The sequence below is a fragment of the Streptomyces sp. NBC_01485 genome (assembly GCF_036227125.1).
Taxonomy (GTDB): domain Bacteria; phylum Actinomycetota; class Actinomycetes; order Streptomycetales; family Streptomycetaceae; genus Streptomyces.
In genome coordinates this window covers 7,185,802-7,205,451 of record NZ_CP109435.1, presented here as the reverse complement: position 1 = coordinate 7,205,451, position 19,650 = coordinate 7,185,802, and the positions used below count along the sequence as shown (strand labels likewise).

At 72.3% G+C, this 19,650-nt stretch carries 18 protein-coding genes and 2 pseudogenes; 14 read left to right on the top strand and 6 right to left on the bottom strand.

The annotated features are described in order from the left end of the window. Position 1: 1 nt before the first annotated feature. The 4 genes and pseudogenes from OG352_RS32625 to OG352_RS32610 all read left to right on the top strand — a co-directional run bounded on the left by OG352_RS32625 (position 2) and on the right by OG352_RS32610 (position 3,696). A complete protein-coding gene (locus OG352_RS32625; protein ID WP_329221875.1) occupies positions 2–1,492 on the top strand; it encodes a SulP family inorganic anion transporter in 1,491 nt (496 codons plus the stop codon). 165 nt (positions 1,493–1,657) lie between these two features. Beyond that, entirely contained in the window at positions 1,658–2,443 is a 786-nt protein-coding gene (locus OG352_RS32620) for a slipin family protein (protein ID WP_329221873.1), read from the top strand. Positions 2,444–2,492: 49 nt separating this feature from the next. After that, positions 2,493–2,648, top strand: a pseudogene (locus OG352_RS32615) (Tat pathway signal sequence domain protein); the annotation flags it as partial. A gap of 160 nt (positions 2,649–2,808) precedes the next feature. After that, positions 2,809–3,696: a polysaccharide deacetylase family protein gene (locus tag OG352_RS32610; protein ID WP_329221872.1), complete on the top strand. Its 888-nt coding sequence runs from the start codon at positions 2,809–2,811 to the stop codon at positions 3,694–3,696. Here OG352_RS32610 and OG352_RS32605 read toward each other — a convergent pair. Further along, positions 3,686–4,012: pseudogene (locus OG352_RS32605) on the bottom strand (ATP-binding cassette domain-containing protein); the annotation flags it as partial. The gene OG352_RS32610 and the pseudogene OG352_RS32605 overlap by 11 nt on opposite strands. A gap of 42 nt (positions 4,013–4,054) precedes the next feature. Here OG352_RS32605 and OG352_RS32600 point away from each other — a divergent pair. Then, positions 4,055–4,756 (top strand): aminoacyl-tRNA hydrolase, encoded by a 702-nt coding sequence (locus OG352_RS32600; RefSeq protein ID WP_329221871.1) that lies wholly within the window; start codon positions 4,055–4,057, stop codon positions 4,754–4,756. 149 nt (positions 4,757–4,905) lie between these two features. After that, positions 4,906–6,252, top strand: coding sequence for a DUF692 domain-containing protein (locus OG352_RS32595; protein ID WP_329221870.1), 1,347 nt, complete (start codon positions 4,906–4,908; stop codon positions 6,250–6,252). A 335-nt stretch (positions 6,253–6,587) separates the two neighbouring features. On the opposite strand, the gene OG352_RS32590 is transcribed toward OG352_RS32595, so the two are convergent. Further along, positions 6,588–7,811, bottom strand: a complete 1,224-nt coding sequence (locus OG352_RS32590) for an RNA-guided endonuclease InsQ/TnpB family protein (RefSeq protein WP_329216605.1) — start codon at positions 7,809–7,811, stop codon at positions 6,588–6,590. A gap of 50 nt (positions 7,812–7,861) precedes the next feature. Between OG352_RS32590 and OG352_RS32585 the strand changes: the two genes are divergently transcribed. The 3 genes from OG352_RS32585 (at position 7,862) to OG352_RS32575 (ending at position 10,748) form a co-directional block, all read left to right on the top strand. Next, complete coding sequence (locus OG352_RS32585) at positions 7,862–8,020, top strand: Arc family DNA-binding protein (RefSeq protein WP_329221868.1); 159 nt, start codon at positions 7,862–7,864, stop codon at positions 8,018–8,020. A gap of 132 nt (positions 8,021–8,152) precedes the next feature. Continuing rightward, positions 8,153–8,980 carry a TIGR04222 domain-containing membrane protein gene (locus OG352_RS32580; protein WP_329221867.1) on the top strand — a complete coding sequence of 276 codons (828 nt, stop codon included), beginning with the start codon at positions 8,153–8,155 and terminating at the stop codon, positions 8,978–8,980. A 139-nt stretch (positions 8,981–9,119) separates the two neighbouring features. Next, entirely contained in the window at positions 9,120–10,748 is a 1,629-nt protein-coding gene (locus OG352_RS32575) for an alpha/beta hydrolase (protein ID WP_329221865.1), read from the top strand. Here OG352_RS32575 and hemQ read toward each other — a convergent pair whose 3' ends face one another. Both hemQ and hemG read right to left on the bottom strand, forming a co-directional pair. Next, complete coding sequence (gene hemQ, locus OG352_RS32570) at positions 10,749–11,480, bottom strand: hydrogen peroxide-dependent heme synthase (RefSeq protein ID WP_329221864.1); 732 nt, start codon at positions 11,478–11,480, stop codon at positions 10,749–10,751. A 5-nt stretch (positions 11,481–11,485) separates the two neighbouring features. Further along, a complete protein-coding gene (hemG, locus tag OG352_RS32565; protein ID WP_329221862.1) occupies positions 11,486–12,943 on the bottom strand; it encodes a protoporphyrinogen oxidase in 1,458 nt (485 codons plus the stop codon). A gap of 182 nt (positions 12,944–13,125) precedes the next feature. On the opposite strand from hemG, the gene OG352_RS32560 reads away from it, so the two are divergent. Continuing rightward, positions 13,126–14,091: a DUF4349 domain-containing protein gene (locus tag OG352_RS32560; protein ID WP_329221861.1), complete on the top strand. Its 966-nt coding sequence runs from the start codon at positions 13,126–13,128 to the stop codon at positions 14,089–14,091. Positions 14,092–14,118: 27 nt separating this feature from the next. Beyond that, positions 14,119–15,492 carry an FAD-dependent oxidoreductase gene (locus OG352_RS32555; RefSeq protein ID WP_329221860.1) on the top strand — a complete coding sequence of 458 codons (1,374 nt, stop codon included), beginning with the start codon at positions 14,119–14,121 and terminating at the stop codon, positions 15,490–15,492. A gap of 106 nt (positions 15,493–15,598) precedes the next feature. On the opposite strand, the gene OG352_RS32550 is transcribed toward OG352_RS32555, so the two are convergent. Continuing rightward, positions 15,599–15,871 carry a hypothetical protein gene (locus OG352_RS32550; protein WP_329221858.1) on the bottom strand — a complete coding sequence of 91 codons (273 nt, stop codon included), beginning with the start codon at positions 15,869–15,871 and terminating at the stop codon, positions 15,599–15,601. Positions 15,872–15,997: 126 nt separating this feature from the next. Between OG352_RS32550 and OG352_RS32545 the strand changes: the two genes are divergently transcribed. After that, positions 15,998–16,810, top strand: a complete 813-nt coding sequence (locus OG352_RS32545) for a rhomboid family intramembrane serine protease (RefSeq protein ID WP_329221856.1) — start codon at positions 15,998–16,000, stop codon at positions 16,808–16,810. Between the two features lie 6 nt (positions 16,811–16,816). On the opposite strand, the gene hemE is transcribed toward OG352_RS32545, so the two are convergent. Further along, complete coding sequence (hemE, locus tag OG352_RS32540; protein ID WP_329221854.1) at positions 16,817–17,884, bottom strand: uroporphyrinogen decarboxylase; 1,068 nt, start codon at positions 17,882–17,884, stop codon at positions 16,817–16,819. Between the two features lie 215 nt (positions 17,885–18,099). Between hemE and OG352_RS32535 the strand changes: the two genes are divergently transcribed. Then, positions 18,100–18,726 (top strand): DUF3000 domain-containing protein, encoded by a 627-nt coding sequence (locus OG352_RS32535; RefSeq protein ID WP_443072514.1) that lies wholly within the window; start codon positions 18,100–18,102, stop codon positions 18,724–18,726. Between the two features lie 255 nt (positions 18,727–18,981). Beyond that, the gene (locus OG352_RS32530; protein ID WP_093776155.1) at positions 18,982–19,641 is read left to right on the top strand and encodes a helix-turn-helix transcriptional regulator; all 660 of its coding nucleotides are present in this window, start codon (positions 18,982–18,984) and stop codon (positions 19,639–19,641) included. The last annotated feature ends 9 nt before the right edge of the window (positions 19,642–19,650 follow it).

Genomic DNA, 19,650 nt, shown 5'->3' with positions numbered 1-19,650 from the left:
GATGACCGACCGCAACCCCCGCCTCATATCCAGGTTCCCCCACCTCAAGCAGGACTTCGCCGCTTCACTCGTCGTCTTCCTGGTCGCGCTCCCGCTGTGCGTGGGCGTGGCCGTGGCCTCCGGCGTGCCGGCCGAGCTCGGACTCGTCACCGGCATCGTCGGCGGCATCGTCACCGGGTTCATGCGAGGCAGCAGCCTCCAGGTGTCCGGTCCCGCGGCCGGTCTGACCGTGCTGGTCTTCGAGGCGGTACAGGAGTTCGGCCTGCCCGTCCTCGGAGTGATCGTCCTCGCCACCGGCGCCCTGCAACTCGCCATGGGCGCCCTGAAACTGGGCCGCTACTTCCGGGCCATCTCCGTCTCCGTCGTCGAAGGCATGCTGGCCGGAATCGGTCTGGTGCTGATCGCCGGTCAGCTGTATTCGGTGATCGGCACCAAGGCGCCGTCGTCCGGCCTCGGCAAGATCGCCGGGCTGCCCGAGGCGCTCGTGGACGCGGCCGGCAGCGCCGCCGCGTTGTCCTCGCTCGCCCTCGGCGCCGGCACCATCGCGGTGCTGGTGCTGTGGAAGCGGCTGCCGGCGAAGGTGCGTACGGTGCCCGGCCCGCTCGCCGCGGTGGGCCTGGCCACGCTCGCCGCCCTGCTGCTGAGCCTGCCCGTGGCCACCGTCGAGGTGCAGGGCCTGCTCGGTTCCATCCAGCCGCCGTCACTGTCCGCCTTCGGCGATCTGGCACACGTCGGCCTGCTCGGCACGATCGTCGCGTTCACCCTGATCGCGTCCGCCGAGTCACTGTTCAGCGCGGCGGCGGTGGACCGGCTGCACGACGGTCCGCGCACCGAGTACGACAAGGAACTGATGGCGCAGGGCGCGGGCAACGCGATCTGCGGAATGCTCGGCGCACTGCCGATGACCGCGGTGATCGTGCGCAGCGCGGCCAACGTGCAGGCGGGCGCGCGGACGAAGGCGTCCCGCGTGCTGCACGGCCTGTGGCTGCTGCTGTTCGCGGCCCTGCTGCCGGACGTGCTGGCGTACATACCCATCCCGGCGCTGGCCGGCATCCTCGTCCACGCGGGCGCCAAGCTCGTGCCCGTACGGGCGATCGCGGGGCTGTGGCGCGAGCACCGCGGCGAGGCGCTGATACTCGTCGTCACGGCCGTGTCGATCGTCGCGGTCAGCATGTTCGAGGGCGTCCTCATCGGTCTCGCGCTGGCCGTCGCCAAGACGGCGTGGGAGGCCTCGCACATCAAGCTGGAGGTCGTCGACAAGGGCGCCGGGCCCGTCCAGGCGTACCTGTCGGGCAACGCGACCTTCCTGCGGCTGCCGAAGATCCTCGACAACCTGGAGGCCCTCCCGCAGGACCGCCCCGTCGAAGTGGACCTCTCCGGTCTGCACCACCTCGACCACGCCTGCCGCTCGGCCCTGGAGTCCTGGGCCGAACGCCACAGCGCGGTCGGCACGGAGCCGGTCAAGGTCACGGAACCGGTGACGACGGCGTAGTCCACCGCCCGCTCGCCGTCCGGACCGGGGCTCGGGGCGTGGCCCCGGGCCGGTCGGCGGGCATATCGTTGCAGAAGCAGCCAGAACAGAAGCAAAAACACAAACACAAGCAGAAGCAGCCGGAACGGCTACGGCTCTTACGGACCTCTTGTTGAGGAGGTCGTCATGCTCCAGGAGCTGCTGGGCGCGGCCGCGGCGGTCGCCGCCGGCGGTCTCGTGTATCTCGGGGCCGCCGCGCGGGTCATCAAGCAGTACGAGCGCGGGGTGGTCCTGCGGCTCGGCCGGCTGCGCGGCGAGGTCCGCCCGCCGGGGTTCACGCTGGTCGTCCCGGCCGTGGACCGGCTGCGCAAGGTCAACATGCAGATCGTGACGATGCCGATCCCCGCCCAGGAGGGCATCAGCCGCGACAACGTGACCGTACGGGTCGACGCGGTCGTGTACTTCCGGGTGGTGGACGCGGCGGCCGCGCTCATCAACGTCGAGGACTACCGTTTCGCCGTCTCCCAGATGGCCCAGACCTCACTGCGTTCGATCATCGGCAAGAGCGAGCTGGACGACCTCCTGTCGAACCGCGAGAAGCTCAACGAGGGCCTGGAGCTGATGATCGACAGTCCCGCCATCGGCTGGGGCGTGCAGATCGACCGCGTCGAGATCAAGGACGTGTCCCTGCCGGACACCATGAAGCGCTCCATGGCCCGCCAGGCCGAGGCCGACCGTGAGCGGCGGGCCCGGATCATCAACGCGGACGCCGAACTCCAGGCGTCCAAGAAGCTCGCCGAGGCGGCCAAGGAGATGTCCGAGCAGCCCGCCGCACTCCAGTTGCGGTTGCTCCAGACGGTCGTGGCGGTCGCCGCCGAGAAGAACTCCACGCTCGTCCTGCCGTTCCCGGTGGAGTTGCTCCGCTTCCTGGAAAAGGCCCAACAACAGCCTCCCCCTCCGCACCACGAGTGATAGACACAGTGGGATCACAGTTCCTGTCCGCCAGCAGGAAGGTTTTCCCATGTCCGCGACACGACGTCAGATCCTCGCCGGTACCGGTGCCCTGGGAGCGGGGGTGGGGATCGCCTTCACCGGCGCCCTCTCCGATCTCTTCGCGGGCACCGCGACCGCGCAGAGCGTCGGCCACACCGGCTACGGCCCCCTCGTACCCGACCCCCGGGACGACGTTCGCGGTGACGGGACCCTGGCGCGGCTGACCGGCACTGCCGAGCAGCACGGCCGGTACGGCTGACCGGCGTGGCCCGGGCGGGTGACTGACGCCCGGGCGCGCACGCTCGTGGACGGGACCGGCCACCCATTTCTCATATCTTCATACCGTGATCGTTCCCGTACGCCGTCTCGCCGCCGTCTGCGCCCTCGGCGCCGCCCTCGCCGCCTGCGGCACCTCCCAGGCCCCTCAGCAGCCGCACCAGTCCCAGCAACCGAAGCCGCACACCACTCGGCCGACCCCCGCCCACGCCACACCCCCCCCTGCCGCCGCTCCGTCCCGGCCCCCCACCCTGGCCCCGGGCCCGGCCGGTCTCACCCCCGTCTTCGAGCACGCCCCCCGCACCGCCGACAAGACCGTCGCCCTCACCTTCGACGCCGACATGACAGCCGACCAGGGGCCCCGGGCGGCGTCCGGCGAGCGCTTCGACAACCCGGGGCTGATCGCGGCGCTGCGGGCGCTGAAGGTGCCGGCCACCGTGTTCATGACCGGGCGGTGGGCCGAGGAGTACCCGGACCAGGCCCGCTCGATCGGCCACGACCCGCGGTTCGAGATCGCCAACCACTCCTACAGCCACTACGCCTTCACCGACGACTGCTACGGCCTGCCGACCGTCCCCGAGGACGGGATGCGGGCGGACGTGGAACGGGCCTACACCGCTTTCCGCAAGGCGGGCGTGGCGAACGCGATGCCCTACTTCCGTTTCCCCGGCGGCTGCTACGACAAGCGGGCGCTGCGCGCGGTGAGCGGCACGGGCGTGACCGCGGTGCAGTGGGACGTGGTGAGCGGGGACGCCTTCGCGACGGACGCGGACGCCGTGGCCCGGCAGGTGCTGGACGGGGTGCGGCCGGGTTCGGTCGTCGTCATGCACTGCACGCGCAGCGCCGCTCCGACGACCGAGCGGGCGGTGCGCGCGATCGTGCCCGAGCTGCGCCGGCAGGGGTACCGGTTCGTGAAGGTGTCCGAGCTGATCGGGGCGGCGCGGGCGCCGCACTGAGACTCGTACGGGACAGGCCGTGCACCGTGCCGAGGTGGGTGAGGTAGCCGAGCGCGGTGAAGGGGAGCGCGGCCGGGAAACGTTCGGGGACGTACGCGGTGCGGGGGCGGCCGGTGAGTCTGCCCTCGGTGGGGGCGTCGATGCGGGCGAGGAGGCGGAGGAGGGTGGATTTTCCCGTGCCGTTACGGCCCTCGACGCGGGTGAGTGTGCCCGGCGCGAGTGTCAGGTCGACGGCGCGGAACACCCACGGGCCGCGTAAGCCGTAGCGGCGGCCCACGTTCTCCAGACGCAGTTCGGGTTCGCGTTCGCGTTCCATGCGGGCATCCTCTCGTACGGCGTCGTCCAGTAGCCTGCGCCTGTGAGTGAGAGCCCCTTTCAGACCGAGCCGAACCCCCGTGACCAGGCTCCCCAGTTCGTGCTGCCGCTCGTCGTGCGGGTGGAGAAGACCGCGCCTCCTGCCCGTACCGACGCTCTCGAGACCGCCGCTCGTGCCGTGCTCGTGCTGCTCGGCGACGAGCGGTCCGTCGGGGACGGCGAGTGGGCGCAGGTGATGCTCGACTGGCAGGACGCGCGGATCCGCAAGGTCGTCCGGCGGGCCCGGGGAGCCGAGTGGCGGCGGGCCGGGGAGCTGCCGGGGATCACCCTCACCGGGAAGTCGGCGGAAGTGCGGGTGTTTCCGCCGGTGCCGTTGGACGGTTGGCCGAAGGAGCTGGCCAAGCTCCAGGTGTCCGGCACCGACCTCGACGATCCCGAGCCGCCGACGGAGGCCGAGGCCGGGACGGTCGTCCTGTGGATGAGCCCGGACGTCGACATGTCGGCGGGCAAGGCGATGGCGCAGGCCGGGCACGGCGCGCAGCTCGCCTGGTGGGAACTGTCGGACGAGGAGCGCACCGCCTGGCGCGAGGCGGGCTTCCCCCTCGCCGTGCGGACGGCGGAGCCGGGGCGGTGGCGTGAACTGACGGCGAGCGGGCTGCCGTTGGTGCGGGACGCGGGGTTCACGGAGATCGCGCCAGGCAGCTGCACGGTGGTCGCCGAGCATCCGGCCCTGCGCGCCCGCTGATCCTTCGTCTGATCCTTCGTCGGTCTCCGTGATCGCCCGAACCTCAAATGTTGCTCTGAAGGAGGGCGGCGGGCGGTTCGGTCGGTATCAGTGGGGTCATACCACCGTCACCACGGAGGGCCACGGAAGACACGAAGGAGGCGGGGGTCATGATGCGACTGGGGACGGGGATCGGCTGGCGGTCGGAGATCGCGGACGCCGTGGAACGGATGCCGGGCATCGACTGGGTCGAGGCCGTCGCCGAGAACGTGTGTCCCGGGCATCTGCCCGACTCCCTGCTGCGGCTGCGCGAACGCGGGGTCACCGTGATCCCGCACGGCGTCTCGCTCGGACTCGGTGACGCGGAGCCGCCCGACGCCGGGCGGCTCGCGGCCCTCGCCGAGCGGGCCGAGGCGCTGGGGTCGCCGCTGGTCACCGAGCACATCGCGTTCGTCCGCGCGGGCGGCCGCCTGACGGCGTCGCCGCGGCTGGAGGCCGGGCATCTGCTGCCCGTGCCGCGCACCCGTGACGCCCTCGACGTGCTGTGCGAGAACGTGCGCATCGCGCAGCAGTCACTGCCCGTACCGCTCGCCGTCGAGAACATCGCCGCGCTCGTCGCCTGGCCGGGCGAGGAGATGACCGAGGGACAGTTCCTGTACGAACTGGCCGACCGCACGGGCGTACGGCTGCTCATCGACGTCGCCAACCTGCACACCAACCACGTCAACCGGGGCGAGGACCCCGCCAAGGCGCTCGCCGAACTGCCCCTGGAGGCCATCGCCTACGTCCATGTGGCGGGCGGCTTCGAGCGGGACGGCGTCTGGCACGACAGCCACGCCCACCCGGTACCCCGGCCGGTCCTCGACATCCTGACCGACCTCGCGTCCCGGGTGTCGCCGCCCGGAGTGCTGCTGGAGCGGGACGAGAACTTCCCCGAACCGGCCGTGTTGGAGCGGGAGTTGGGCGCGATCCGGGAGGCCGTCGAGCTCGGTGCGGACGCGCGTGCCCGCGCCGCCCGAGCCCGGTCGGGCGTGCGTGAACTCGGCCCCACGGAGGCCGAACTCACCCCGCCCGCACGGGAGACGGAGCCGGTCGCCCCCGACGAGGCCACCCGTCAGCGCCTCGGCCTCGCCCAGACGGCCCTGCTGTCCGCGCTGGTGGCCGGGACGCCGGTGCCGGAGGGCTTCGACCGGGTGCGGCTCGGCGTGCAGTCCCGGGCGCTGGCGGCGAAGCGGGCGGACGTCGTGGCGAAGGTGGCCCCGGAGCTGCCGCTCCTCCTCGGCGACGGCTACCGGGCCGCGTTCGTCGCGTACGCCCAGGGGCATCCGATGCGCGGCGGCTACCGGCAGGACGCCCTCGACTTCGCCGAGGAACTGCTCCTGGGCGGACGGCTGACGGAGGGCCGGTCCCGCCGCGAACTGCGCCGCTGGTGGCTGGACCGCTCGGGCCCCGCACCACGACCGAAGTCACGGCTGGGCCAAGTGGGGCGGGTGGGGCGGTCGTTGATCGGGCGGTGACGGATGCACTCTCCCGTTTCGCCCGTGATCCTGGAGGCCACCGGGTACGGCGACTACGACGCCCTCGCCCGGGACCTGGCGGCGACCAGCACGCCACCGATCACCTTCCCTCCCGCCCCGCCGGCCCTGCCCGCCCTGCCGGTGACTCCGCCGGCCCCGGTGGATCCGTCGCCGGATCCCAGCTATCCGCTGCCGCCGGCCGTGGCCAGCCCGCCAGCGTCGCCGTCTCCGTCTTCGTCGCCGTCGGCCGATGCTGAAACGGAACGTCACATACCCACAACACTCCTTTTCGGATATTGACATCCTCCCCCAGCTAAAGCAGGGGGATTCCTGGCTCAGGCTGCCTCCGGGAGCAGCGCTCCCGGGGGTCTTGCGCCCTCAGCGCCAGCCGGGTTGAGACCAGCCCGGACGAGCATCACGCGGGCGGAGTTCTTGTCCCTGGGGGACACGGCTCCGCACGCGGTGCATGCGTAGATTCGTTCAGAAAGGGGCAGTGCGTGCTTGGTTCTCGCTCCGCACGACGCGCAGTCCATGGTGGTGTGCGCGGGGTGCACGAGGTGGATGTCCCGTGCGTGTTTGCGGCCCATGTCGATGAGGGCAGTCTTGGTGGCGCCGATCGCGGCGTCCGCTGCTTTGCGGGCCATGGTGGTCTTGGCGAGGAACTTCGGGCGGAAGTCCTCGACGGCGATCGCGTCGTGGTCGCGGACCACGGACTTGGCCCATTTGCGGGCGGTGTCCTGCCGCTGTCGGGCGACCTTCTTGTACAGCTTCGCGGTCTGCGTCTGGGCCTGCCGGTAGCCCTTGGACGCGGCCTGTCCCTTGGCGGGGCGGCGGCGGGCCATCATCCGCTGACAGCGCGCGAGGCGCTGCGCGGCGTTCTTCCCGTGCTGGGCGTGCGGGAGGTCGTGGGCGTCGGACGTGGTGGTCGCGGTCTCCTTGACGCCCCAGTCGACACCGAGGACGCGGCCGGTCGCGGGAAGCGGCTGGGCTTCGGTGGCGACGACGAACGACGCGTACCAGTGCCCGACGCTGTCGCGGTACACCCGCACCGAGGACGGTACGCAGGGCAGGTCCCGCGACCACACCACCATCAGCACGATCCCGCCCGCGAGGTGCAGGCGGCCGTCCTTCAGCCGGAATCCACGGGTTGTGTAGTTCAGCGTGGGCAGGGCCTCACGCTTCTTCTTCACCCTGGGCATGCCCGCGCGCTGCCGCATCGGCAGTCCGGCCCTGATGTCCTTCATCGCCTTGGCGCGGGACTTCGCGAAGTCGCGGATGGTCTGCTGCTGCGGCACCGAGGCGCCCTCATGCAGCCAGGCCATCGCGGTGCGGGCCCCGGTCAGCATCCTGTCGAGCTGAGCCGGGCCGCACGTCGTCTTCCCGGCCGTCTCCCGGTTCAGGTGGTGGACCTTGCGGGACATGGCAACGCACTCGTTCCAGATCCACCGGCAGCGCGCCCACTCGGCCTCAAGGCCGGTGCGGGCGGTCGACGACACGCGGAGCCGGTAGGTGTACCGGGCATGCCCCGTATCCCCCGAAACCTGCCGTCGTGTCGTCATGGTGTCACTCTACCACTCGCAGACCACTCGAAACCCACTAGTCTGAAGTCATGGATGAAGAGAAGCGCATCACGCTCCGTCTGCCCGCCCATCTGCATGAGTGGCTTGCCGCTCAGGCCAAGGCCGCCCGCAGGTCCCTCAACTCCGAGATCGTCTACCGGCTGGAGGTCGAGCGCGCCGCCGCCGGAGCTGACGCCGAATCGCCCTGACGACGATTCGGCTTTTCCTGCCCTGCTCCACAGGAGTCCGATTCCTCCCCGGCCTCAAGGCCGGGGCATCCTCGGAGGAACCCGGTGAACAAGGCATGGCGTTTCCCGTGGGTGTGACATAGAAACGTGGGCATGTTCTGGGTCCTTCTCCTGCTGCTGGCATGGAGCGTCGCCGGCGCGGCGTGCACCCGGCTGTGCCTGGCCGCCGTACGCGCGGCGGCCGTCCAGGAGCAGGCGAACGACGACGCGGACACGGCAGCGGCCCAGCGGCGTGACCTGACGCTCTACGAGGCGGCCTTCCTGTCCGGCGGGCCCGGCCGGGTCGCCGATCTCACCATGGTCTCCATGGCGCGCCAGCGGCGGCTGCTGCTGGCCCGCACCGGCTGGGCGACGGTCGTGGATCCGCGCGGGCGCGACGAGATGGAGCGGTCGGTCATCGGGGCCATCGGCCCGGAGGGACAGTCCCGTATCGCGCCGGTGCGGGCCGCGGCATCGGCCGCGGACGCGGTGCGCGGCCTCGCCGACCGGCTGGTCAGCGCCGGGCTGGCGGTGCCGGACGGGGCCCGTACGACGGTCACGGCCGGGGTGCGGCAGGTGCGGGTCGCCGCCGTGGTCGTCCTCGTGCTGGGCGCGACCGCGCTGCTGGTCCCGGCCACGTCCGACATGCCCCGCGACCTCGTCGCCCTCTGGTTCGCGCTGCCCCTCGCCCTCACCCTGAGCTGCCTGGCCGTGGCGCGGGTCGAGGTGCACCCGTACTCGCGCTGGGCGTCCCCGGCCGGGCAGCGGCTGCTGGGCGCGCTGGCCCGGCGCACCGGGGGCACGAAGGGCGACGGGGGCACTGGGGGCACGGGGGACGACCGTACGTATCTGACCTCTGTCGCCGTGCGCGGGATCCGCGCGGTCGGTGAGCCGGACCTGCGGGCGGCCTTCGCGCACCGTGAGCCGTTCGGGCGCGACTGAGGCGCTGAGGCAGGGCGCGCTCGACCACCGGTGGGCGCACAAGGGGCATTGACGCCGACACCCGCCGACGGTGCTTGCCTTCCCCCTCGACCGAACCAACCATCCCTTGTGTCGCCGCCGTGCACCGAAGGGACCCCCGATGAGAGCCGCCGCCCTCCACTCGGCCGCAGGAGCCCTGCTGCTGACCGCACTCTCCGCCGTCCCGGCGGGCGGCGTCCCGAGCGCCCCCGGCCGTTCCACGGCTTCCGGTGTCGTCCCCGGGGTCGCGCTCGCCGCCGTGCGGGCCGCGGCGCGGGGCGTCGACTTCGGGAGCTGCTCCGACGCCCAGGACCTGCCCGGCAGCATGCAGTGCGGCACGGTCGCCGTCCCGCTCGACTACGCGCGCCCCGACGGCAAGCAGATCAAGCTGTCCGTCAGCCGGGTGCAGGCCACCCACCGGGACCCGCACAACAGCAAGCGCCGGGTGCCCCGGCAGGGCGCGCTGGTCTTCAACCCGGGCGGTCCCGGCGGCTCGGGGCGGTACTTCCCGCTGATCGGGCTGCTGCCGGAGTGGAAGCGGATCGGGGCGGCCTACGACCTCGTCGGCTACGACCCGCGCGGCGTCGGAAAATCGGCGCCCCTGTCCTGCCAGGACCCCAAGCGCTTCTTCAAGGGCCCTTCCCCCGCCCCGGTCCACCCCTCCGAGTCGTACAAGCGGGAGCGCGTCGCGCAGGCGAAGGCGTACGCGCAGGGCTGTGGGAAGCGGGCGGGCAGCGCCCTGCGGCACTACAACTCGCTCAACAACGCCCGTGACCTGGACGTGCTGCGGGCCGCGCTGGGCGAGGAGCGGCTGACGTTCATGGGGGCGTCGTACGGCACGTACTTCGGGGCGCTGTACGCGACCCTGTTCCCCTCGCACGTGCGGCGGATGGTGTTCGACGCGGCCGTGGACCCGGACCCGGCGCAGATCTGGTACCGCAACAACCTCGCCCAGTCGGCGGCGTTCGAGAGCCGCTGGACGGACTTCCGGGAGTGGATCGCCGAGCACGACGACGTGTACGGCCTCGGCGACACGGCGGAGGCGGTGCTGACCAGCTACGAGCGGGCCCGCGCCCGGCTGGCCGCGCAGCCGGCCGGCGGGAAGGTCGGCCCCGGCCAGCTCCAGGGCGCGTTCCTGCAGGCCGGGTACTACGACGACTACTGGCCCGCCCGGGCGCAGGCGCTGTCGGAGTACCTGAAGGGCGACCCGACGCAGCTCGTCGCGCAGGCCGGGCCGGTGCGGGAGGCCGCCGCGGAGGCGGAGAACGCCAATGCCGTGTACACGGCGGTGGAGTGCAACGACGCGTCCTGGCCGACGGACTGGAAGGTGTGGGACCGCGACAACACGCGGCTCGCGCGCGTCGCGCCGTTCGAGACGTGGGACAACGTGTGGGCGAACCTGCCGTGCGCGTACTGGCCGGCGCCCCGGCAGCAGCCGCTCGACGTGCGGACCGGGCCGGGTGAGCTGCCGCCGACGCTGATCCTGGCCGCCGAGCGGGACGCCGCCGCGCCGTACGCGGGCGCCCTGGAGATGCACCGGCGGCTGACCGGCTCGGTGCTGGTGACCGAGCGCGACTCGGGCACGCACGGCATCGCGGGCGGCCCGAACGCCTGCGTCAACGGCCACCTCGACGCGTACCTGCTGGAGGGCCGGCTCCCGGTGCGTCGCGCGGCCTGCGCACCGCACCCGGCGCCGAAGCCGTCGGCCCCCTCGGAGGAGAAGGCCGACGGGCCCGAGAGCTGGAACTGATCAGGCGAGGCCGGCGACCAGGTCGGCCACCGACTTGCGACGGCCCGTGTAGAACGGGACCTCCTCGCGGACGTGCATACGGGCCTCCGAGGCGCGCAGGTGGCGCATGAGGTCGACGATGCGGTACAGCTCGTCGGCCTCGAAGGCCAGCAGCCACTCGTAGTCGCCCAGCGAGAACGAGGCGACCGTGTTGGCGCGGACGTCGGGGAAGCCGCGGGCCATCTTGCCGTGGTCGGCGAGCATGCGGCGGCGGTCCTCGTCGGGCAGCAGGTACCAGTCGTAGCTGCGCACGAACGGGTAGACGCTGATGTAGTCGCGCGGCGTCTCGTCGGCGAGGAACGCCGGGATGTGCGAGCGGTTGAACTCGGCGGGGCGGTGCAGCGCCATGTTCGACCAGACCGGCTCCAGGGCGCGGCCCAGCTTCGTCCGGCGGAAGAGGTTGTACGCCTCCTGGAGCTGGTCGGCGGTCTCGGCGTGCCACCAGATCATGAGGTCGGCGTCGGCGCGCAGGCCGGAGACGTCGTACGTGCCGCGGATCGTCACGTCCTTGGCGGCGAGCTGGTCGAACAGCTCCTGGACCTCGTCGGCGTAGCCCACGCGGTTCTCGGGGAGCACGTCCTTCAGCTTGAAGACGGACCACAGGGTGTAGCGGATGACCTCGTTGAGGTCCTTGGCCAGCTTGCCCTTGTTCGGGACCCGGCCGGACTCGGTGGTGGGGGCGTCGTCGCTCATGGTGCTCATTCTCCCGCTCCGCCGTGCAGACTCTGCACCGGGTTGGCCGTGAGCTCCCGGACGGCGTCCAGGTCGCCGCCGAGCCGGTCCACCGCGGCGTACGCGCTCGCGATGCAGGCCGGGATGCCGACGCCGTCGTACGGCGCGCCGCACACGGCGAGGCCCGGGAGCTTGGCGACGTCCTCGCGGATGCGGGCCACGCGCGCGTGGTGGCCGACCGGGTACTGCGGCAGGCCGTCCGTCCAACGGGTGACGCGGGTTTCGACGGGTGACGCGTCCAGGCCGGTGGCCTCGCGCAGGTCGTGCCGGGAGACGTCGACGAGTGCGGCGTCGTCCCTCTGGAGGATCTCCGTCTCGCCGTAGCGCCCGACGGAGGTGCGCAGCACGACCGTGTCCGGGTCCTCGTCGGCGATCCAGCCCCACTTCTGGGAGGCGAACGTGGACGCCTTGATGGTGCGTCCGTCGACGGGCGGGACGAGGAAGCCGCTGCCGTCGGGCAGGGCGGTGTCCGCGCGCCGGTAGGCGAGGGTGATCAGGGCCATGGAGGCGTACTCCACCGCGCGCAGTCCGGCGGCGGCCCCGGGGGACTCGGCGGCCAGCAGTGCGGCGGCGGCCGGCGCGGGGACGGCGACGATCACGGCGTCGGCGTGCAGCACCCGCTCCCCCGCGGTGACCTGCCAGCCGCCCGCGGGCTCCCGGCGCAGTCCGGTCACGGGCACGCGCGTGTGGATCTCTCCGCCGCGCGCCTCGACGGACGCGGCGACCGCGCGCGGGAGGGAGCCCACGCCGCCCTCGATGCCCATGAACACCGGCCCGGTCTGCTGGTTGGCCGCCGCCTTGGCCTGGATCTCGCGGACGGCCTCCGTCAACGACGTGTGCGTGCGCACCGCCTGGAAGAGCTGCGGGACGGCCGAGCGCATCGAGATCCGGTAGGCGTCACCGGCGTACACCCCGCCCAGCAGCGGTTCGATGAGGCGGTCGACGACCTCGCGGCCCAGACGGGCGGCCACGTACTCCCCGACCGCCACGTCCTCCCCGACCTCGGTGCGGGGCAGGTCGGCGTCGCGGTCGATACGGGCCAGGCCCTCGTCGGACAGGACGCCGGAGAGGGCGGCGGCGGTGCCGGGGACGCCCATGACGTGGCCCTTGGGCATGGGGCGCAGGGCGCCGCGGGTCCAGATCGAGGCCGTGGCGGTGGCCGGCGACCGGAGGCGGTCGGTGAGGCCCACCTCGCGCGCGAGGGCGATCGCCTCGGGCCGGCGGGCGAGCATCGACTCGGCGCCGAAGTCCACCCGCACGCCCGCGATCTCACCGGGCAGCAGTTTGCCGCCCACCCGCTCGGACGCCTCCAGCACGGTCACCCGCGCGCCGCGCCGCAACAGCCGGTGGGCGGCGGCCAGCCCGGCGATTCCGGCTCCGATGACGACGACGTGCCGCCCCGTGCCCGTACCCGTTGTGCTCATGCCTCCCACTCTCTCAGACCCCACTGACAGACCCACCGGCACTCCCGCCGCCGCTCCCGCCGCGCCCCGGTGTCCTCCCCGCGTCCCGACCGTGACCTGTTCGGAACCGATCCCCGCCAACGTCCCGGCCCGCCCGGGCGTCGAAGAAGCGTCAGTCGTCACAACCCCGGGGGGACACCCGCATGCGCACACGACGATCCGCACGCCACGACGCACGACACGACGTACGACGTTCCGCCCGGCCCGGCCACGCCCTGGCCGGGCTCCTGCTGGCCGCGGCCCTCGCGCTCACCGGATGCAGCGGCGCGGACGACATGGGCGCGAGCAGCACGGGCGACAAGGCCGCCGTCGGAGAGCCCGGCGCCGCCCAGGACGCGAAGGAGGGCGCGGGCGCGAGCGGCTCGAAGGCCACCGCCGCACCGAAGCTGAACACCGCCCGCATCATCCGCACGGCCTCCCTGACCGTGCAGGTCAAGGACGTGCCGAAAGCCCTGGACGAGGCCCGTGCGACCACCGAGAACGCGGGCGGCTACGTCGGCGACGAGACGACCGACCGGGACGAGGACGGCGCCGAGCGGAGCCGGGTGGTGCTGCGGGTGCCCGTCGAGAAGTACGACGACGTCCTCGCCGCCCTCCAGGGCGCGGGCAAGCTCCTGGAGCGCACGGCGAAGGCGCAGGACGTCACCGACCAGGTCGTCGACGTCGAGAGCCGTATCGCCTCGCAGCGCGCCAGCGTCGCCCGGGTCCGCGATCTGATGGACCGGGCCACCAAGCTGAGCGACGTGGTCACCCTGGAGGGCGAGTTGAGCAGCCGGGAAGCCGATCTGGAGGCGCTGCTCGCGCAGCAGTCGTCCCTGAAGGACCGCACGAGCCTGGCGACCGTCACCCTGACCCTGTCTCAGAAGCCGGTCGCCCCGGCCGCCGAGAAGGACGACGACCCGGGGTTCACCGACGCGCTGGCGGGCGGCTGGGACGCGTTCGTGACGATGCTCCGCTGGATCACCGTCGCGTTCGGCGCGGTGCTGCCGTTCCTCGCGGTGGCCGTCCTGCTCCTGCTGGCGTGGCTGCGGCTGGTACGGCCGCGGCGGCAGCGGCAGCGGGCGGCACAGGTGAGCGGGGCGGGGGCGAGCGCGCCTGAACAGGACTGAACTGCGGGTCCCCCGTAGCGTGTTCATATGAGCATCGAGCGACTGGTCGTGATCGGCGGTGACGCCGCGGGCATGTCCGCGGCGTCCCAGGCCCGCCGTCTGAAGGGGCCCGGGGAACTGGAGATCGTCGCCTTCGAACGCGGCCACTTCACCTCGTACTCGGCGTGCGGGATCCCGTACTGGGTGGGCGGCGACGTCACCGAGCGGGACGATCTGATCGCCCGTACGCCCGAGGAGCACCGCGCGCGGGGGATCGACCTGCGGCTGCGCACCGAGGTCACGGAGATCGACGTGGCGGGACGGCGGGTACGCGCGCGTGACGTGGATTCCGGGGCGGAGTCCTGGACGTCGTACGACAAGCTCGTCATCGCGACCGGGGCCCGCCCGATCCGGCCGGACCTGCCGGGGATGGACGCCGAGGGCGTGCACGGGGTGCAGACGCTGGACGACGGGCAGGCGCTGCTCGACACGCTGGCACGCGCGCGTGGGAGGCGGGCCGTCGTCGTGGGGGCCGGCTACATCGGCGTGGAAATGGCCGAGGCGCTCATCAACCGCGGGTATGAGGTGACCGTCGTCAACCGGGGGAGCGAGCCGATGTCGACCCTCGACCCGGACATGGGCCGGCTGGTGCACGGGGCCATGGAGGGCCTGGGCATCACCATGGTGAACGACGCCGAGGTCACCGCGCTGCTCGCCGGCCAGGACGGCCGGGTACGGGCGGTGGTCACGAAGGACGCGGAGTACCCGGCGGACGTGGTGGTCCTCGGCATCGGCGTCCGCCCGGAGACCGCGCTCGCGAAGGCCGCCGGTCTGCCTCTGGGCGCGCACGGCGGGCTGCTCACGGACCGGGCGATGCGGGTGCGCGGCCATGAGGAGATCTGGGCGGGCGGCGACTGCGTGGAGGTCCTCGACCTGGTCTCGGGCCAGGAACGCCACATCGCCCTCGGCACCCACGCCAACAAGCACGGCCAGGTCATCGGCGCCAACGCCGGCGGCGGGTACGCGACCTTCCCGGGCGTCGTCGGGACCGCCGTGAGCAAGGTGTGCGACCTGGAGATCGCCCGCACGGGTCTGCGCGAGAAGGACGCGCGCAGGGTCGGTCTCCAGTTCGAAACGGTCACCGTCGAGTCCACCAACCGCGCCGGCTACTACCCCGGCGCCTCCCCCATGACGGTCAAGATGCTCGCCGAGCGACGGACGGGCCGTCTGCTGGGCGTCCAGATCGTCGGGAGGGAGGGCGCGGGCAAACGCGTGGACATCGCGGCAGTGGCCCTGACGGCCGGCATGACGGTGGAACAGATGACCGCCCTGGACCTGGGCTACGCCCCGCCGTTCAGTCCGGTGTGGGACCCGGTGCTGGTGGCGGCAAGAAAAGCATCAACAAAGATCCGGAGCTTGTAGGTGGGCGTCAGGGCGACTTCCCTGAAGGAGCGCGGGGCTGTGTTCGTTTCGCGGCTCCGCCGCGTGGGCGCGACCAGCCCCCACGCGGCCGCACCTCGCGACGTTCCTAGGCAGTCCCACTCAGCCGCGGCAGAGCGGAGACCGCGGCCGGCGCCGCGTGCTGTTCCATCGGCTTCGCGTGCGCCGCGGCGGCCGGCCGCGTGCGCAGCCGGTTGCTGACGGCCTCGTCCAGCGTCACCGGCCGCTGCATCTGCGAAGCGAGCCGCCCGGCCTCCTGGCCGAGCCTTGCCACGTCCTCCCAGGGCAGCCGGATCACCAGGGAGATCTCCGCCTCGCCGTCGGGCGTGGCGTGCATGGGGGGAGTAACTCGGTCGTTCATCGCCTGTTCCTCACGTCGTCCCCGCGGCCCGCCTTCCTTCGTGCCGCGAGATGTTGCCGGTTCATACGCGCTCGTGGAGAGACGCGTTCACCGATTCGCCGAACGGATCGGGGGCAGTAATTTCTTGTGGTCATCCCCGTCCATGACGTGAACCCCGTGCGCCGCACCCCCGTGGTGACGTACGCGCTGATCGCGGTGAACGTCTTCGTGTTCTGGTTCATGCCGGGCCTGTCCGGCTCCGTGGCGGGTGACAGCAACCTCGCGCAGAGCTGCCATCTGCACGCCTTCCTGGAGCACTTCGCGGCCGTACCGCGCGAGTTGATCCACCATCAGCTGCCGCAGCTCGTCCCCACCGGCGAGGTGCGCGGCGCGACCTGCCAACTCGGGCCGCCGGGCTACGACAAGTCGCCGGCGCTGAGCGTCCTGACCGCGATGTTCCTGCACGGCGGCTGGCTGCACCTGCTAGGCAACATGCTGTTTCTGCTGATCTTCGGAAACAACATCGAGGACCGGATGGGCCACGTCCGCTTCGCGCTCTTCTACGTCGTCTGCGGCTACGCGGCGTCGTACGGCTTCGCCCTGCTCAACGCCGGCTCGACCGACCCGCTGATCGGCGCGTCGGGGGCGATCGCGGGGGTGCTGGGCGCCTATCTGGTGCTGTATCCGAAGGCCAGGGTGTGGGTGCTCGTCCCGTTCCTGGTGTTCCTGCCGCTGCGCCTGCCGGCCTGGCTGGTGCTGGGCTTCTGGTTCGGGCTCCAGGCCGTGTACTCGTCCGGCGAGGGCGTCTCCGACGCGGGCACCGTGGCGTACGCGGCGCATGTCGCCGGTTTCCTCGTGGGCATGCTGCTGGCCTGGCCGCTCAAGCCGGGCACACCCCCGCCGCCGGAACCGCGCGGCCTGCTGTTCGGCAGACGGGCCCGGCCCCGGCACACGTGGTGAGCGCTCCTATCGGGCCGTCTGCGTGTGGACGTACTCGACGAGGCGGGTGAGCGCGTCCGGGTCGGTGGACGGCATGACACCGTGCCCGAGGTTGAAGATGTGCCCCTCCAGGCCCTTCGCCGAGTCGAGGACCTCGCGGGTCTTCGCCTCGACGGCCTCCGTGGGGGCGAACAGGACCGTCGAGTCGAGGTTGCCCTGGAGCGCCTTGCCGGGGCCGACGCGGCGGGCGGCCTCGTCGAGCGGGACGCGCCAGTCGACGCCTACGACATCCGCGCCGGCCTCGCCCATCAGGCCGAGCAGCTCGCCGGTGCCGACGCCGAAGTGGATGCGCGGGACGCCGTAGCCCTCGACGGCCTTGAAGACCTTCGCGGAGGCGGGGAGCACCGAGCGGCGGTAGTCCACCGGGGCGAGCGCGCCGGCCCACGAGTCGAAGAGCTGGACGGCGCTGGCGCCCGCCTCGATCTGGACCTTGAGGAAGGCGGCCGTGATGTCGGCGAGACGGTCGAGGATGTCGGCCCACAGCTCGGGGTCGCCGTACATGATCGCCTTCGCGTTCTCGTACGTGCGGGACGGGCCGCCCTCGATGAGGTAGCTCGCGAGGGTGAACGGAGCGCCGGCGAAGCCGATGAGGGGGGTGGAGCCGAGCTCGGCGGTCAGCAGGCCGATGGCCTCCGTGACGTAGGAGACGTCCTCGGGGGTGAGGTCGCGGAGCTGGGCCAGGTCGGCGCGGGTGCGGATCGGCTTCTCGACGACCGGGCCGACGCCGGGCTTGATGTCGAGATCGATGCCGATGGCCTTGAGGGGGACGACGATGTCGCTGTAGTAGACCGCCGCGTCCACGTTGTGCCTGCGCACCGGCTGGAGGGTGATCTCGGTGACCAGCTCGGGCCGCGTGCAGGACTCCAGCATGGGGATGCCCTCGCGCACCTTGAGGTACTCGGGCAGCGAGCGCCCGGCCTGCCGCATGAACCACACGGGCGTGTGCGGCACGGGCTCGCGCCTGCACGCCTTCAGGAAGGCACTGTCGTACGTCGCTGTCGGCTGCCGGCCCGCGGGGCTCTCGTTCGCGCTCACGACGGCAAGTCTCGCACGGCCCTCGAGACGCCGGGTCCGCCCCCTGCGGTACCTGTAGCACCTCTCGGGTGTGCGCGGTCCGTGCGCCTGTTCGCCCAGCGCGCACCCGTTCGCGAGCCCCGCGCGGGTGTCTTGCCCTGCGCGAAGGCCCCGTTCCCCTTAATCTTCCCCGCATGGCTGCGGCTCAGGGACGACTGTCGGACGGCGCTGGCGGGATGGATGACGCGAACGAGGGGGACCGGGATGGGAGTGCGTCGGCTCCGTTGCCCTTCCGGGCCGCCGTCGACGCGTTGCGGGCGACACGGCTGCGGCCGCAGATCGAGGTCGAGCCGACACCGGCCCCCAAACGGCTCGCCCCGTTCGCGTACGCACTGGAGGCGACGGTCGTGGACGACGAGCAGGATCTGGCCGACGGACGGCTGGTGCTGCTGCACGATCCGGCCGGGCACGACGCCTGGCGCGGAACGTTCCGGCTGGTGACCCTCGTGCGGGCCGAACTGGAGCCGGAGATGGCCGCCGACCCGCTGCTGCCGGACGTGTGCTGGTCGTGGCTGACGGGCGCGCTCCAGGCGCGCGGGCTGACGTACGGCGAGGCGAGCGGGACCGTCACGCGCGCGAGTTCGCACTACTTCGGCGGGCTCGCGGAGCGCCCGGCGAACTCGCAGATCGAGATCCGGGCCTCGTGGACGCCGCGCGAGGGCCTGGGCGGGGTGCCGGACGCGGGGGCGCACCTGGCGTCCTGGTGCGATCTGCTGGCGCAGGTGGCGGGACTGCCGCCGGCCGGTCCGGGGGACGCGTCGGTGGTGACGCTGCCACAGCGCAGGGGGCCGCAGTCACGTTGACCGTCTCTCTGCCCATCTCTTTGTCGATACGGCCATTTTCGGTCCCGTAAGACACCCACTTAAAACCGACTCGATCTTCGGATGATCGATCGCGTGTCCGAATTGCACAGATTGTTACTCACTAGATCGTGATCATTCTCTAAAGGACCCCGGGTTCGCTGCCGAAGACGACTGTGACCTTGAAAGCACGGTTCGTCCCGGCTTCATCCCCACGAGCCCCACGAGCCGGCTCCCGTCCCCCACCCAGGAGGCCTGGTGTCCGTTCTCCTCGAGCAGCCCGCAAGCCTGGTCGCCTACCGCCCGAACAAGCCCACCGCCATGGTGGTCGTGGCCGACCCGCGCGTCCGCTCCACCGTCACCCGTCACCTGTGGGCGCTCGGTGTGCGCGACGTCATCGAGGCCTCGTCCATCGCGGAGGCTCGTCCCCGCATCGGCAACCCCCGCGACATCTGCGTCGCCGACGTCCACCTGCCCGACGGCTCCGGCCTCACCCTGCTGTCGGAGACCCGCGCCGCGGGCTGGCCCAACGGGCTCGCCCTCTCCGCCGCCGACGACATCGGCGCCGTGCGCAACGCCCTCGCGGGCGGCGTCAAGGGCTACGTCGTCACCGGCACCCGCACCAACCTCGGGCTCCCCAACCGGCCCGGCGGCGCGCCCATCGGCTCGGCCGCCCGTCTGCACCGCCGCCCCCCGGGCGCCCCGAGCCACCCGGGCGGCTACCGCGAGCTCTCCGGCCGTGAGGTCGAGGTGCTGCGACTGGTCGCGGAGGGCCAGTCCAACAAGGCCATCGGCGTCTCGATGGGCCTGTCGGCGCTGACCGTCAAGAGCCACCTCGCCCGCATCGCCCGCAAGCTCGGCACGGGCGACCGCGCCGGCATGGTCGCGGTGGCCCTGCGGACCGGCATCATCCACTGACCCGCCCTC